This is a genomic window from Luteibacter sp. P1_D3 (assembly GCF_056406135.1).
The window spans coordinates 102578-116579 of record NZ_JBFUAT010000005.1 but is presented as its reverse complement, the minus strand read 5'-3'; the positions used below and the strand labels follow the sequence as shown (position 1 = coordinate 116579).

At 63.5% G+C, this 14002-nt stretch carries 9 protein-coding genes; 6 read left to right on the top strand and 3 right to left on the bottom strand.

What is annotated here, in order from left to right:
- The first annotated feature begins 59 nt into the window (after positions 1-59).
- The gene (locus tag AC1DYM_RS05660) at positions 60-431 is read left to right on the top strand and encodes a type II toxin-antitoxin system RelE/ParE family toxin (RefSeq protein WP_477336796.1); all 372 of its coding nucleotides are present in this window, start codon (positions 60-62) and stop codon (positions 429-431) included.
- A 13-nt stretch (positions 432-444) separates the two neighbouring features.
- The gene (locus AC1DYM_RS05655) at positions 445-819 is read left to right on the top strand and encodes a HigA family addiction module antitoxin (RefSeq protein WP_477336794.1); all 375 of its coding nucleotides are present in this window, start codon (positions 445-447) and stop codon (positions 817-819) included.
- Here the strand turns inward: AC1DYM_RS05655 and AC1DYM_RS05650 are convergent, their stop codons facing one another.
- Positions 820-2016 carry a sterol desaturase family protein gene (locus AC1DYM_RS05650; RefSeq protein ID WP_477336792.1) on the bottom strand — a complete coding sequence of 399 codons (1197 nt, stop codon included), beginning with the start codon at positions 2014-2016 and terminating at the stop codon, positions 820-822.
- A 145-nt stretch (positions 2017-2161) separates the two neighbouring features.
- Here AC1DYM_RS05650 and tldD point away from each other — a divergent pair, with 145 nt between their 5' ends.
- The 4 genes from tldD to AC1DYM_RS05630 all read left to right on the top strand — a co-directional run bounded on the left by tldD (position 2162) and on the right by AC1DYM_RS05630 (position 13096).
- Positions 2162-3601: a metalloprotease TldD gene (tldD, locus tag AC1DYM_RS05645; protein WP_477336791.1), complete on the top strand. Its 1440-nt coding sequence runs from the start codon at positions 2162-2164 to the stop codon at positions 3599-3601.
- Positions 3602-3837: 236 nt separating this feature from the next.
- Entirely contained in the window at positions 3838-5187 is a 1350-nt protein-coding gene (gene fliD, locus AC1DYM_RS05640) for a flagellar filament capping protein FliD (RefSeq protein ID WP_477336789.1), read from the top strand.
- A gap of 338 nt (positions 5188-5525) precedes the next feature.
- Entirely contained in the window at positions 5526-12650 is a 7125-nt protein-coding gene (locus AC1DYM_RS05635; RefSeq protein ID WP_477336787.1) for a beta-1,3-glucanase family protein, read from the top strand.
- A 308-nt stretch (positions 12651-12958) separates the two neighbouring features.
- The gene (locus AC1DYM_RS05630) at positions 12959-13096 is read left to right on the top strand and encodes a hypothetical protein (protein WP_477336785.1); all 138 of its coding nucleotides are present in this window, start codon (positions 12959-12961) and stop codon (positions 13094-13096) included.
- 85 nt (positions 13097-13181) lie between these two features.
- On the opposite strand, the gene yjgA is transcribed toward AC1DYM_RS05630, so the two are convergent.
- Complete coding sequence (yjgA, locus tag AC1DYM_RS05625) at positions 13182-13733, bottom strand: ribosome biogenesis factor YjgA (protein WP_477336783.1); 552 nt, start codon at positions 13731-13733, stop codon at positions 13182-13184.
- Positions 13730-13978, bottom strand: coding sequence for a DUF1653 domain-containing protein (locus AC1DYM_RS05620; protein WP_477336781.1), 249 nt, complete (start codon positions 13976-13978; stop codon positions 13730-13732). Before AC1DYM_RS05620 ends, yjgA begins: the two co-directional genes overlap by 4 nt.
- Between the last annotated feature and the right edge of the window lie 24 nt (positions 13979-14002).

The window sequence follows — 14002 nt, the reverse complement described above, 5'->3', positions numbered from 1 at the left end:
AAGCGATGAAGCCAAGCGCTCATCGCCGATGAAGACGGCTCCTACAAAAGACACGCGGTATGCCGACGCTGAGTCGGCCCTCTAACCGGCATTCGCCAACGCGCCTTGTCGATAGTATCGCCATTCGTTATTATCGAGCGGCGTTACTAGTCATGATCATGTCGTATGGCGATCTGGAAGTACGGGCGTTCTTCGAAGGTGTGCGGATACGGCGCTGGATTCAGATCGAGCGAACTCTGATGAGAAAGCTCATGGCCATCGACGAAGCCAGAACCTTGAACGACCTCCGCCGGCCACCTGCCAACCGGCTGAAGCCCTTGCATGGCGCCCTCGATGGTCAACACAGCATTCGTATCAATGACCAATTCCGCGTCTGTTTCGTCTGGCGCGACGATGGCGCCCATAACGTCACCGTCGTCGACTACCACTAAGAGGAGCGCGGCAATGCGCGAAGTCCCATATCCCCATCCGGGGGAATTCCTTCTCGAAGAGTTCCTGAAGCCCTTGGGCCTGAGTCAATATAGATTGGCCAAGGCGATCGGCGTGCCCGCCCCCAGAATTGGGGAGATAATCGCCGGCAAGCGCGCGGTCACGGCGGACACCGGTTTGCGGCTCTCTCGTTTCTTCGAGATGTCCGATGAGTTCTGGACGGGCCTGCAGGCAAGTTACGACCGAGAAATGACTCGCGACCTCATGGCCGACACGCTCGCCGCGATCGTTCCTTGGTCGGAGTTGTCGAAGGTCACACCAGCAGCGAAGGCCGCCGCACCTCGTGCGGCGACGTCCGGTAAACGCAGCCCTCGCAGCCCCCGCAGCTGATCAGGGCTTCTGCCGCCGAAACGGAAACAACTGCTGCCGCACGAAACCATCCGGCATATAGTCGCCTACAACCCCGTACTTTTCGGGAAACGTCTTCGTCGACTTCACGGCCGTGCCGAAAAGGTAATCCAGGAAGGCCCAATGCGCGGCGTAGTTCTTGTCGATGGCCTCGTCATCCGAGGCGTGGTGCCAGTGGTGGAAGTCCGGCGTGACGATGACGTACTTCAACGGGCCCCAGGGCAGATGCACGTTGGCGTGATTGAACACCGCCTGGAAGCCGACCACGATGATGTAAGCATTCATCACCGCTTCGCTGAAACCCAGCACATACAGCGGTGCCAGCACGCAGACCCGGGTAAAGATCAGCTCGAGCATGTGCTGGCGTGAGCCGGCCAGCCAGTCCATCGTCTTCACGCTGTGATGCACAGCGTGGAAGCGCCAGAGGAAGGGCACTTCGTGATACGACCGGTGCGTCCAGTACTGGGCCATGTCGGCGACGAGGACGCACAGCAGCAGCTGTGGGACGAACCAGATGCTGGCGATCATGCGCTGGAACTGACTGCTGACCAGCCAGCCGAACGCATGGTGGATCAGGAAGTTCACGATCAGCAACGCGAGACCCACGATGAAGTGGTTCACCGCGAAGTGTTTCATGTCGGTCTGCCACTCGAAGCGGAAGACGCTTTGCCCGCGATAGAGCGGAAAGAGCTTCTCGATGACGACGAAGAGCACGGTCGAGCCGAGCAGGTCGAGAATGAACCAGTCCAGCCCGATGTACGGTGTGTGATCCGGAAACGCTCCCACCGGGACCCGGGAGCCACCCAGCGCGACGGCGGCGACCACCATGACGAAGGCGGCGATGTTGAGGTTGCGCTTACGGCCCAGGATCACGTTCGCCAGGGACAGGCCGCCGGCCACCAGCAGGGCGCCGAGCAAGGCCTGCCGAAGCACGTCGACCGAGTACTTATGGCGGAGGTCGGGCGTGGTCAGGTACTGCGGGTAGTGAAAGGCAATCACCGCCAGGAGGCAAAGGAAGCCGAGCGATAACGCGATGGCGGTGCTGACCATCGCCTTGCCTGGCGAGAGTTCGCCACTCTTGTGCAGCAACTCGCGCGTCTCGCCGACGACCGCTTCGGCGCGCTTGGCCGGTGCCGCGACCACGCGGCGGGCGAAGTCCCTCTTGATTCCCTTGCTCATGCTGGTCCGTCCGTCTGGATTCGGGCCCATCGTAGCAATTTGCTTACCCGCCAGCCCGCCCCCTGCCAAAGCCGGCCCCAGGGTTTAAGCTGCCCCTATCCGACCCCATTTCCGGGGTTATCCCGATTCCCTACCGGCAGACCTGATGGACTCCCTGATTTCCCTCGCCGAACGTCGCCTGCTCACCCCGGGCGGCCTCGCGTCCACTGACCTGGATCGCGTCTTCTCCCAGCTCATGGGGCCGTCGATCGATGCGGCCGACCTCTACTTCCAGCATTCGCGCAGCGAGTCCTGGGTGCTGGAGGAGGGCATCGTGAAGGACGGCAGCCATTCCATCGAACAGGGTGTCGGCGTCCGGGCGATCTCCGGCGAGAAGACCGGTTTCTCCTACTCCGATGAAATCGTCCTTCCTCAGCTACTCGAGGCGTCGCGTGCGGCGCGGGCGATCGCGCAGGGTGGTGCCGGTCAGGGCAAGCCGTTGGCCATCGCCACCGGGCGCGGCCTCTATCCGGCCATCGATCCGGTGGAGAGCCTGCCCAACGAAGACAAGATCGCGCTGCTGCGTGAGGTCGACGCCTATGCGCGCTCGCGCGACCCGCGCGTCAAGCAGGTCGTGGTCAGCCTGGCGGCTACGCTGGACACGATCCTCGTCGCCGCGTCGGACGGCACACTGGCTGCCGACGTGCGTCCGCTAGTGCGCCTCAACATCCAGGTGATCGTCGAACAGAACGGTCGCCGCGAGCAGGGGCACTCCGGTGGCGGTGGTCGTTACGGTTATCGCGAGTTGATCGCCAATGGCCGCGCATACGGTTTCGCCGATGAAGCGGTGCGCCAGGCGCTGGTCAACCTCGAGGCGGTGGACGCTCCTGCGGGCACGATGACCGTTGTCCTCGGCCCCGGCTGGCCTGGCGTGCTCCTGCACGAGGCGATCGGCCACGGTCTGGAAGGTGACTTCAACCGCAAGGGCAGTTCGGCGTTCGCCGGGCGGATCGGCCAGCGTGTCGCCGCCGAAGGCGTTACCGTGGTCGACGACGGCACGTTGCCGGGCCGCCGTGGCTCCCTCAGCATCGACGACGAAGGCACGCCGACCGAGTGCACCACGTTGATCGAGAACGGCATCCTCAAGGGCTACATGCAGGACAAGCTCAACGCACGGCTCATGGGCGTGAAGTCCACCGGCAACGGCCGCCGCGAGTCGTTCGCGCAGCTGCCGATGCCGCGCATGACCAATACCTACATGCTCGCCGGCAACCGTGAGCCGGAAGAGATCATCCGTTCGGTGAAACGCGGCCTCTACGCCGTGAACTTCGGCGGCGGCCAGGTCGACATCACCAACGGCAAGTTCGTTTTCTCGGCGAGCGAGGCCTACCTCATCGAGGACGGCAAAGTGACGCGGCCGGTGAAGGGCGCAACCCTGGTTGGCTCCGGTCCGGAAGTCCTGACCCGTGTCTCGATGATCGGCAACGACCTCAAGCTGGACGAAGGCGTTGGCGTTTGCGGCAAGGACGGGCAGAGCGTCCCGGTCGGCGTCGGCCAGCCGACATTACGGGTCGACGCCATGACGGTAGGCGGCACGGCAGCCTGAGGCCCATGTTCTGGTAGGAGCCGATTCATCGGCGAACGGGTGCTCGTCTCAACCCGGCCCGCTGCCGCGGGATCGCCGATGAATCGGCTCCTACCTGTTCTCGACGCCGATAAATCGCCGGTTCCATGATTTTGCGATGGCATCGTAATTGCTTGCGAGTAGGGAAAGCGGCTTGACGGCGTCATGGCCGTCAAGATCCCGACGCCTTGAACAGGCGTTCTCAAGGAGAGAACCTCGTGGCAACCAACACCATCAATCTCGGGTCGAGTTCGATCGATGTCTCGAGCATCGTCACGAATTTGTCGAACAACAAGCGGGCGGCCACGGACAAAGCCCTGGCCGCCCTGACGACGACGAACAAGACGCAGATCTCCGCTGTCGGCAATTTCACCGCGTCCCTGACCAACCTCCAGACGGCGATCAAGTCGCTCGCCGATGGCTCCGTGTTCAAGGCGCATAAAACGACAGTGAGCGAGACCACCGTTCTCTCGGCCGTCGCCGAGCCGGACGCCCGCTCCAACACGTACACCATCGTCGTCGACAAGCTCGCCGCCGCCCAGAAGACCACCTCCGCGGCCTTTCCGGGCAGCAAGGAGCCGGTCGGCACGGGCGCGCTGACGATCGCCATTGGTGACAAGTCGATGATCCTCGACATCAAGCCGCCGGCGAACACGCTGGAGAACATCCGCGACCTGATCAACAAGGCGCCCGGTAATCCCGGTGTCACGGCCAGCATCGTGACGGGTACGGATGGCGCGCACCTGACGCTGACATCGACCTCGACCGGCAAGCAGAATGCCTTCACTGTCGCCGCCAGCGGCGATCCCGCACTGACTCAACTCGCCTTCGATCCGGCGACGGACAGCGCGACCGTCGTCGCGCAGGATGCCGAGTTCACCATCGACAATACGAAGGCGAGCAGTCCGTCCAATACCGTGGCCTCGGCCATCGATGGCGTCACGCTCACGCTGACCAAGGCGGGTACCAGTACGGTCGTCATCCAGAACGATACGAGTGCGGTTGCCGCGGCGCTGACCTCCCTGGTCACCGCTTACAACCAGTTTGTCTCGCAATACCAGACGCTGACCAAATACGACCCTAATAACAAGCAGGTGGGCGCGCTGATCGGCGACGCTACCGTGACCTCGATCAAGAGTCAGATGACGGCCTTGCTAGGTTCGCAGTCGACGGGTTCCGGCAAGGGGCCGCGCTCGTTGAGCGACCTTGGCATCGCGTTCCAGTTGGGCGGAACGCTGAAGTTCGACAACACCAAACTGACCAAGGCACTCGCGACATCGCCCGCGGAGACGCAGGAACTGCTCAGTGGTTCGCAAAGCGTCGCCGGGAAGCTGGACAAGCTGATCACCGGCTGGACATCGTCCAGCGGCATCCTCAGTCAGCGCACCGCCAACTTAAATGCGCGGACCAAAGACATCGCCAAAAAATCGGCGGACTTCGAAGTCTCGATGAAGACCTTCTCCGATCGCATCACCAAGCAGTACACCGCGCTCGACACGATGATGACGAAACTCGGCAGCACCAGCAGCTACCTCCAGCAACAATTCGACGCGCTATCCAAGAAGTGATCCCGGCGGCATACCCTCGAAAGAGGGATGCCGCGATATCACCGCACGATGCTGCAAAAGCGTCTTGCCGAATTCTATCCCGTCCCGAATAAATATGACGCACGTCACGGAACGCGAGCGTATGGTGGAGAAACCTGCGATTGGGTGATCGCAAGGTATTGTGAGTGTCATCAGGCAGGCGGATGRTCCGCCGGCAGACAGCGTATGGACGGCTAAATAGCCTCCCACTCACCTCGTATCGATCGCAGTAAGCCGGCAGCTCGACTCGCCGGCTCGTGCCGTCGTGCCTGTTGCGAACGCGCTGTCCCACAGCGGCTCTCACAGGGGACCCACACCCAATGCAGACACACCCGATCTTGCAACGCAGGGCGAACGGACGAGGGCGGCTGGCAAGCCTGCTCGCGACCGTGCTCCTTGGCGCGACGATGACCGCGCAAGCGGTCACCGTCGCGCCATCGGATCGCCAGGACATCAACCTCGGCGCACGGCCCTGGAAATACACCAAGCAGGCCGTGCAGAACCCGAATGACCCGGTGGTGTACGCACCACTACCCAACGGTGACGACGGCGCGATCCCGACCTATAACGACAGCGCATGGCTGACCGTCGGTATCCCGCATGCCGCCAACGATTTCACCACCTTCATCAACCAGGAGTCCGGCGGCGGCCAGGGCAGCCTGGACGGCGAGACCAGCTGGTATCGCGTCAAGCTCGATGACTCGGCGAAGTTCGCCGGCAAGAAAGTCATGGTCGAGTTCGAAGGCGCCCACACTGGCGACCGCGTCTACATCAACGGCCACTTCGTGCCCGGTACCGGCGTGCTCAACCAGGCCGGTCAGCCGGACGCGAACGCCACCCACGTTATCGGCTTCCTGCCGCACATCGTGGACCTGACGCCCTTCCTCAAGTTCGACGGCACCGACGTCCTGGCCGTCAAGGTCAGTCGCGGCGGCGGTGGCTTCTTCGAGGATCCGGGCTTTTCCGGTTCGTTCCGTTTCGGCCAGGCCGAAGCGGGTCTGTTCCGCCCGGTAAAGCTGCACGTGACCAACTTCGTGCACATCCCGGAGAACGTCTACGCGGGCCAGAACACCTGGGGCACGTACGTGGGCACCCAGAGCCTCAGTGCGGACCACAGCACGGCGACGGTCAGGGTTCAGACCAACATCGCCAACGAAACCAACGCCGCCAAGACGGTGACGCTGACCACGCAGATCGTCGATGCCGATGGCAACGTCGTGAAGTCCGACCAGCAGCAGAAGACGCTGCCGGCGAACTTCGTGCCGGGCAACGAAACGCCGGTGTTCGATGAAAGCCTCCAGGTGAGTAATCCGCACCTGTGGTACCCGAACAACAGCGTCAACGGCAAGCCGTACCTGTACAAGGTGCTGCATACCGTCAGCATCGACGGCGTGGTGGTGGATGCGAAGCAGAGCACGCTCGGCATCCGTGTCATCACCTGGGACAAGGACTTCCCGTACGTCAACGGCGCGAAGCAGTACATGTGGGGCGGCTCGGGTCGCTACGACTATCCCGCGCTCGGTTCGTCCGTGCCCGAGGAGCAGCAATGGCGTGACCTCCAGCAGCTCGCTGCCGGCGGTGGCAACCTCTGGCGTCCTGGCCACTCCCCGTCGAGCCCCGAGTTCGTCGAGGCCGCGGATGCGCTGGGCGTGTTCATCGTCCAGCCCAGCGGCGACGGCGAGAACGGCTTCGCCACGCCCTGCAAGGCAGGCGACCAGCAGTGCAACGACATGTGGACGATCAAGCGCGAGGTCCATCGCGACATCGTGATCCGCGATCGCAGCCACCCGTCGATCCTGGCCTGGGAGCACGACAATGGCGTGATGTCGACGCCGTTCGCCGTCGAGCTCCGCGCGCTTGCCCGCACGTGGGACAGCATCAATCCCCGCGCCGCGGCCGACCGCACGCCGGACGCCGCCAACGGCGATATCCTCAGCTGCTCGAAGGCCGGTTGCGAAACCTACCTGCACTCGAACGAGTTTCCGAACAAGCCCGCCTGGGGTGCGGAGTACTGGGGTCCGGGCACGCTTCGCCATTCGTACGACTACGAGCTGGCGTTCGCGCTGAACTACCTCGTGCCGTACTCGCAGGCCCGCAAGGTCGGCACCTTCGGCATGGCGCAGTGGTACATGTCCGATACGCCGGGCGAAGTCATCGAGATGGTCGAAGGTCTCGAGGACGCCACGCACTGGACGTACCAGAAGAACCCGGACGGCAGCATCGCGACGCATCCTGATGGCAAGCCGATCAAGGGCTTCCGTCACAACGTGCGTGGCAACAACGCATCGATGACCGATGCGAACCGTTTCCCGCGCATGCTGTACTACATCTACGAGTCGGTCTGGGTGCCGTATGACCTGCGTCCCGTGGTGAAGCTGGCGAACACCTGGAATCGCACCGGCGACATCCAGGTCAATGCCTTCAGTAACTGTCCCAAGGTTCGCCTGCTCATCAATGGTATCCCGCAGGGTAGCGACCAGGTGCCGAACCCTTGGGATACGATCGACGACGTGTCGTACGCCGCCGAAAATGGTCCTACGGACGAAGACACCGGCAAGATCGTCGGCTCCAGCAAGGCGCAGGCCACCACGAAGCTGCCGGGCCAGGTCCACTGGAACGTCACGTGGCAGGCAGGTACCGCGACGGCGCAGTGCATCGATGCACTGGGTAGCGTGCGTAACGGCGCCGACGGCCAGCCCGTGTCGGATACGCTGACGACCGCAGGCAAGGCCGATCATATCGAGCTCGATGTCGTCCCGAACGTGGTCAAGCCGGATGGCACGCGTTTCCAGGTTACGGCCAACGGTTCGGACGCGGCTTTCATCGTTGCGAAGGTGGTCGATGCCAATGGCATCGTCGTGCCGGATGCCGCGCAGAAGGTGACCTTCGAAGTCACCAGCGGTGCGTCGATCGTGACGTACCAGGGCGGCACGCAGCAGTACGTCGATTACAGCGCCGGTGAAGTGCCGGACAACAACGGCGGCATCCCGGAGCCGATCCACAACTACCACTCGCCGGGTTCGTCGGAACTGCAGTTCGAAGGTGGCCTGCAGAAGATCGCACTGCGCTCGAAGTTCACCCCGGGCCAGGTGACGGTGACCGCGTCCGCGACAGGCCTCACGGCCGGTAGCGCGACGTTCGCCATCGTCAACGTGCCGGCGCCGCCGACTGCATCGGGTCCGCCGTCGATCATTGCGCAGCCGATCGAGCAGGACATCACCGAAGGCGATGTCGGCCACTTCTCGGTGACCGCTTCCGGCACGCCGCCGTTGAGCTTCACCTGGAAGAAGAATGGCGTCGAGATTCCCGGTGCGACCAGCGCGAGCTACGTCACGCCGGCCTCGACGCGTGCCGACGACGGTTCGGCCTATAGCGTGGTCGTGCACGGCCAGGGTCCGGACCAGGAGTCCAGCAGCGCCGCACTCAAGGTGTTTGCCTTCAGTCCGGTGGTCATCTCCACCCAACCCAAGGCGCAGAACGTCGACGAGGGCCAGCAAGCTCACTTCCAGGTGGTTGCAGCGGGCTCTCCGACGCTCACCTACCAGTGGATGAAGGGCGCGTCGGCGATTCCGGGCGCGAATGGCCCGAGCTATGACACGCCGACGCTGAGCATCGCGGACAGCAACGTCAACTACTCCGTCGTCATCAGCAACTTCGGCAGCAACGTGCCGTCGCAGGCGGCGGCACTCACGGTGAACGCCGCGCGTCCGCCGGTGTTTACGGGCACGCTGGCCGACGTCCGCGCGAACCCCGGCCAGCCGGCCACGTTCGACGTGACCAGCCTGGTCGCCGGTACCTCGCCGTTCCACTACAAGTGGTCGGTCGGTGGCGTGGCGGTGGGCGACGACTTGCCGACGCTGACGATTCCCGCCGTGCAGCAGAGCGATATCGGTACGTATACCGTCACGGTGAGCAACATCACCGGCACGGTGGCAACGACGACCGCCAAGCTCACGCTGGCTCCGCCGGGTGCGAACCTGGCGCGTGAAAAAGTGACGGCCTCCTCGCTCGTCGAGAACACCCAGGGCACCGCTGCCTGGCAGGCCGTGGACGGCGACGAGACAACGCGCTGGGGCTCGAAGATCGGCGACGATGCAGCGTTCATGACGGTCGACCTCGGCTCGTCGCGTACGTTCAATCGTGTCGTGCTGAAGTGGGAAAACGCCCACGCCAGCGAGTACAAGATCCAGTACTCGGACAGCCCGGATAGTGGCTTCCAGGATGCGTACCACACCGACACCAGCACCGGCGGCACGGAGGATTTCACCTTCGATCACCCGGTCAAGGGTCGTTACGTCCGCATGCAGGGCATCAAGCGCGCCACGGACTACGGCTACTCGCTGTATGAGTTCGAGGTGTACAACTCGCCCGGTTGCTGTGCCGCCACGGACCGCTACACGTCCGCGACGGGTTCGAACCTGGTAACGGACAACCTGAGTGGCCTGCAGTGGGATCGCGTGCAGCGCGGTTTCACGGACCAGGGCGCGCAGTTCACCCAGTCGGTCGCCATCCAGGAATGCGCGAAGGACGGCATGCGCCTTCCGACGGTCGATGAAGCGCTGGCCATCAGTGGTCAGAGCTACTCGAGCGAAGCGTTCCCGGGTGCATGGAACACGTGGACGGCCGGGCAGGATCCGAACGATTCGACCTTCGCCTTCCAGGTGAGCTCGCTGGGTGATATCCGTCGCGAAGTGGCGGAGAACAATCCGGGTCACGTGCTCTGCGTGAAGGGCACGAAGGTGGTCGCGCCGACGATCACCRCCCAGCCCTCCAACCAGACCGCCGGTGTCGGTCGTTCCGCGCCCTTCTCGGTGAAGGCGACGGGCGTCGGTCCGCTCAGCTACGACTGGTACACGGTCACCAAGGACGCCAACGACCAGGACGTGCTCACGTTCGTGTCGAGCACGGCCGATGGCAACTACGCGACGCGTGCCCTCACGGCTGCGCAGAACGGCACCGTTTACCGTGTCAATGTCGTCAGTGCACAGGGCCTCACCACCGCCAGCAACAATGTGCTGCTGACGGTCGACAACTCCACGGCCGGTATCGATCCGCCGACGTGGGCCGGCCCGGTCACGCAGCCGAACAATGGCGGCGGCAACGACAACGGTGGCGGCAATCCGCCCAGCCCGGGTACACCGGGTGACGGCAAGGGTGGCGTGAACATCGCCATCGGTGCCACGGCGTCGTCCTCGTACGACACCGAGCGCCCGGACCTCAATCCCGGCGCGGCCATCGACGGCGACTTCAACTCCCGTTGGGGTTCCATCCAGAAGCAGGACCCGGTCGACCTGATCGTGAACTTCGGTTCGCCGAAGAGCTTCGACCACGTGATCATGCGCTGGGAGAACGCGTCGTCCGCCCAGTACACGATCGATGTGTCGTCGGACGGCACGACGTGGAAAACCGTGGTCGGTCCGGTCGTCGGCAAGGGCGGCGTAGATACGCAGACCTTCCCGGTGCAGACCGCGCAGTACGTTCGCATGAACAGCCTGCACCGCAACACGGACTACGGCGTGTCGATGTTCGAGTTCGAGGTCTATGCCGCGACGGCACCGACGATTGTCGGCCAGCCGCAGTCGCAGACGGTGACGGCAGGCCAGGCGGCCAACTTCACTGTCGGCGTCAAGGCCAATGGCACGGTGGGTTACCAGTGGCGCCGCAACAGTGCGTCGATCGCCGGTGCCACCCAGGCCAGCCTCGGCTTCAACGCCACGATGGCCGATGCGGGCAACTACGACGTGGTCGTCACCGACACGGCCGGTCGCACCGCGACCAGCCAGCCGGCGACCCTTGTCGTGCAGCAGCCGGCCGCTCCGCAGCAGCCGGTCTCCGGGTCCAGCAATCTCGCGCTGAACCGTCCGGTGGTCGCATCGGATTCGGAGAATCCGACGGCGTTCAAGCCGGCCAACGTCAATGACGGCGATGCCGGTACGCGTTGGTCCTCCGGTTTCACCGACGACCAGTGGATCGAAGTGAACCTCGGTTCGGTCAAGCTGGTGAACAAGGTGGTGCTCAACTGGGAGAACGCGCACGCCACGTCGTACGTGATCGAAGTGTCCACCGACCACACCACCTGGCAGACGGCGGATGCGAATCCGGCGAGCACCGGTGGCGTGGAGACGCGTACGTTCACGCCGGTTTCGGCGCAGTACGTCCGCATGCACGGCATCAAGCGCAGCACGCAGTACGGTTACTCGCTGTGGGAACTCGAGGTGTACGGTACGGACGGTGACGGTACGACGCCGACCCAGCCGACCCAGCCTGGTTCGGGCGATCCGTCGCAGGGCTTCGATTACTCGGTGTATCCGGGCTTCATCGGCACCCAGCTGCGCAACACGACCAACGGCAAGTGGACCGACGACAAGGTGTACGTCGCCGTGATCGGTCGCGACCCGAAGACCAACGTGTTCTCGTGGGTCAAGCCGGATGGCACCGTCGCACCGCTGAAGGTCGAGGACAACGATGGCGCAGGCCACCTGACCAAGAACGGCCAGAACTACCCGAACTACTTCTTCACGCTGGCGCAGTCCAAGCTGCTCCTGCTGCCGAAGCTGGATTCCGGGCGGATCTTCGTCTCGGTCGGTGAACCGATGTACATCAAGGTGCTCAAGGCGGCCGACGATTCGATCGGTTTCGCGGGTCCCAACCCACTCAACGGTACCGATCCGAACATTGGCGTGTATTACGACTGGTACGAGTTCACCTGGAACGACAACGCCATCTTCATCAACACGACGCAGGTGGATCAGTTCTCCATCCCGCTCGCGCTCGATGTGTTTGGCGGCAACAAGACCCGTCACGTGGCGTCCGGCATCACGCAGACCCGCGCGCAGATCTTCGCGCAGTACAACCAGGAAGTGCCGGCGGAGTTCGCCCTGACCGAGGCCGATCCGATCCGGATCCTCGCCCCGGGCAAGGATCAGTTCGACGTGGGCAAGCCGCAGGAGCATTACTTCGACGGCTACATCGACGACTCGTGGACGTACTACCAGAGCCATCTGCTGGAGATGACGATCGGTAACAAACAGTTCGAAGGGTCGGTGGTCAACGGTGTGCTGACCTTCCGCCACACGAACTGGGCCGATACCCACGAAGCGGACGAGCCGCAAGGCATGCTCTTCAACGTGCAGAAGCCGACCACGCAGGATGTGCTGGAAGGCAAGGGCGCCCTGGCCCGGTCGAACGACCCCTGGGGTGTGGAAGGCCAACTGGAGGCGCAGATCTGTGCCGCGTTCAACCGCCACGTGATGGAAGACACCACGCAGTGGAAGGATGCCTCCTCGTTCTACCTGCAGTCGCCGGCGAACTACTATTCGCGCTTCTGGCACCTGCACGGCGTGAACGGCAAGGCCTACGGCTTCGCGTACGACGATGTGTCCGACCAGAGCTCGACCTTGATCGAGACGCAGCCGGAACATCTCGAACTCGGGATCGGCTGGTAAGAAAACGAAGTGCGAAAAGAAGAGCCCGGCTAACGCCGGGCTTTTTCTTTTTGTAGGAGCCGATTCATCGGCGATAACCAGGTTGCCGGAATCTCCCGATCTCAAGCAGACAGCTCACAGCACCGAACGCCGCAACCCCGGACACTCGTCCGGACATTCCGCACACCGTCCGCGGACACGGACACCGCGCTTTGCCGTCCCACGAGAACCGCACAGGAATGCGCCCTGCAGCCGATTTCTTCCGTTGGCACGCCCGATGCAGAGGTATCTACGACCCCACCTCAAACATCGTCTAAAGGACAACGACCATGAAATTCGAAACCGCCATGCTGCACACCTTCTTCGCCGCCAGCGTCCTGACCTGCCTGCTGATGCTGGGTGCCTTCGTCGCTTCGCCTGCCACGCATGTGGCATCGGCTGCTGCGTTCGTTGTTGCTGGCGGCTAACTAAAAAAAAGCCGACGCTGTGAAGCGCCGACTTTTTTTTTGAAGAGCATCGCCGATGAATCGGCTCCTACAGGGAGCGTGACGCTCAGGCTTCGTCGTCGCCCGTGCCGGCTTCGAGTTCCTTGATGATCCGGTAGAGCTCGCGGAACGCATGCAGCGGCTTGCTCGCTTCGCGTTCGGCCTTGGCCTGGCGGACGAGGGAGCGCAGGTGCTGGCGATCGAGTTGCGGGTATTCGTCGAACAGTTCACCGAGAGCGACGTCGCCGCCTTCCATCAGCTTTTCGCGACGCGCTTCCAGGCGATGCATGTGCGCGGCTTCCTGGCGCTGGCGGTCGCGGTCTTCGCCCAGGGCGGCGCGTGCATCGGTAAAGGCCTCATCGCCGTGGCGACGCATCTGTTTGGCGAGGAAGGCCAGCTGGCGCTTGTGGGCGATGTGGGCGGTGACCTTACGGGTCCGGCCGATCTCGTCGACGATATCTTCCGGCAGCTTCAGCTTCGGGATGCGGCTGGGCGGTAGCTCGACCAGCTGCTTGGCCAGCTTGAGCATGTCCAGCGCATTGCGGCGCAGTTCGCTGCGGCTCGGGCCGAAGTCTTCTTCTTCGTCGTCCTTCTTCGGGCGATCGTCGTAGGGCTTCATGGCTGGGTCTCCGGCGTGGCGAATAGGTCGGTGGCTTCACCTTCGAAGGCGAAGCGGGGCTGCGTGCGGCCGTCGTGCTCGACGGTCTCGGCGAACATGGCGGCGGGGCGGACCCACAAGCCGTGCTCACCGTAGAGGGCCTGGTAAACCACGAGTTCTTCCATGGTTTCGCTGTGCCGGGCGGTGCCCAGCACGCGGTAGGGCATGCCCTTGAAGTGGCGGTAGAGGCCGACACGGATGCTCATATGGGTTCCATGGCACCATGCGCG